This is a genomic window from Peribacillus sp. P4_C12, from assembly GCF_056402095.1.
On record NZ_JBFUIB010000746.1, the window covers coordinates 1 to 1,489 of the forward strand.

Consider the following 1,489-nt stretch of genomic DNA (forward strand, 5'->3'; position numbering starts at 1 on the left):
CTTTCACCCTATAGATTGCACCCATGCCGGGCGCACGAAAAAGCTGCCTTAAAGACAGCTCAGATCTTAAGCTAACGCACCTGTTAGTTCAACAAGCGACATAATACCATAGGATTTTTTTTAGTTAGAACGTACGATAAAAACGTTTACCATCAGATATAAAGAAAAACCCTTGGAATTTAGAACCTGCTAGAAATAATGTAAGGTATGTGACAACACTTGGTTACGCATGTAATCCTCCATGTTAAATCTTGACCTATCTTTCTTTTTTAGTAGTAGGATAAAGCTAATCAAGGTTCTTGTATATTAAATCTTTCTTTAATCCTTTTTAATTGTTCTTCTACTTCTGATTTATCTTGGGGATAGTCTTCAAGATAACTAACACAATCTTCTCTTAGATATCTATAGAATGTCAGATAATCTAAAATAATTTCTTCGTCTTCTTCTACTGCAGGACGATCAATGTAATAGGCTATTCCTTCTTTACCAAAATAATCTTCTTCCCACTCTTCATAATAGTCGGCAAACACAAACCTTGCATATTCAGTTCCATATCCTTCACCATCCGCATAACTTCTTAAGATTCTTAAAAATTTACCGTCTCCCATATGGTGATAGAAGTACCTTATCAATTTTCTCTTTTTATCTTCCACGATGCTTCCAACTCCTTAATCCAGTGTAGGGAAGAAATTCGTTATTTTTCCTGAATCATCAACAAAGCCTCTAAATTTGAGTCCGTTAGAGGCCACTCCTACTTTCTCTCTCCCAACGATCTTCCCATTTTTCATAGCTTCTTCTCCCCATTTTAGCATCTGTTCGTCTGATATTATCTTCGGATCGTAGACTGTTTTGGGATGGGAAACTTTCTTAAGCTCTCCAGGTATTATCTTTCCTTCCCTGTCTAGTTTAGGTAAGCCATATTCTATTTCATGCACACCCTCGATGGTTGGGTGCTTTCTTCTTGAAATGATACATTCCTTTAAATCCCACCCTTTCTCTTTAAATGCCTTTTCGAAATTATGGAGATTATGTCCTCCAACTACTCCCTTCCCTTTTCTCCTAACAATTTCTTGTACCTCCTTAAGATGTTTATCATATCCTGGTTTAAACGTAGTTTTCTTTCCAGTGAACGATTCCAAGATCCTTTTTAGATAGGGTTTTATTCTCGGTGAAACCGAGTCACCTAGTTTTACAAGGGCTTTACCAAATGGAATTCGACTTACCAGTGCACTAATTCCCAGTGCAAGGGCCGTTTCTGGCGTAAGTAATTTTTTAGGATTGCGGATGATGTCTGCAGTCTGCCGACCACCTGCAGCAATTCCGATTCCAGTCGATACAGCACCTATTGCCGACCAGAATCCTAATAACGGGAACGTTAAGGCAAATGCTCCAAGTACAATCAACCCTTTTTCCCAAGCAGATAAACCATCCCACCAGTTTTGCAGATTATCAAATAAACAGGCAATACAAGCCTCGGGGCCATTGACTG

2 protein-coding genes are annotated in these 1,489 nt (G+C 38.5%); both read right to left on the reverse strand.

All coding sequences use genetic code 11. The features are described 5' to 3' along the window. Positions 1–290: 290 nt before the first annotated feature. Positions 291–653: a ribonuclease toxin immunity protein CdiI gene (gene cdiI, locus AC1DUW_RS28595; RefSeq protein WP_053346692.1), complete on the reverse strand. Its 363-nt coding sequence runs from the start codon at positions 651–653 to the stop codon at positions 291–293. Between the two features lie 15 nt (positions 654–668). Further along, positions 669–1,489, reverse strand: an 821-nt coding sequence (locus tag AC1DUW_RS28600) for a CdiA family toxin C-terminal domain-containing protein (protein WP_477644154.1), incomplete at its 5' end; no start/stop codon positions are given.